The 511-nt window shown below is 70.8% G+C and carries 1 protein-coding gene; it reads right to left on the bottom strand.

What is annotated here, in order from left to right; all coding sequences use genetic code 11:
* Positions 1-511 (bottom strand): molybdopterin cofactor-binding domain-containing protein (locus HNV26_RS37445; protein WP_171453049.1); only part of this gene is annotated, 511 nt, incomplete at both ends.

A 511-nucleotide genomic window follows, 5' to 3' on the forward strand; every position in this document is an offset into this window, starting at 1 on the left:
ACGTAGTCCTCCATGCGCGAGGTTTCCGCCACCGCCTCGTGCACGATGGCGCGCAGCGTGCCGTCGCGGTCGGCCGCGAGCTTCAGGCGCTGCCAGGTCTCGGGCCGGTGGCCGAAGGTGAACATCTGCTGGCGCGTGAGCACCACGCGCACGGAGCACTGCAGGTGCAGCGCCGCCATCACCGCGAGCACGAGCTGGTACTGCGGGCGCAGCCCGGAGCCGAAGGCGCCGCCCACGAACGGGTTGCGCACGGTGACTTCGTCTTCGCCCAGGCCGAACACGCGCGAGACCAGCCAGCGGCTGTTCTGCGGGCTCTGCGTCTTGTCGTAGATGGTGAGGTGGCCGTCGTCCCCGCGCAGCACGGTGGAGGCGTGCATCTCCATCGGGTTGTGGTGCTCCACGCCGCTGTAGTACTCGGCCTCGATCTTCACGGGCGCGCGCTCGAAGGCGCCGTCGGCATCGCCGCGGGGCTTCGGCGGCGGCGAGTAGCCGGCCTTCATGCGGCTGGGGT

The organism is Myxococcus xanthus (assembly GCF_013116825.1).
Taxonomy (GTDB): domain Bacteria; phylum Myxococcota; class Myxococcia; order Myxococcales; family Myxococcaceae; genus Myxococcus; species Myxococcus xanthus_B.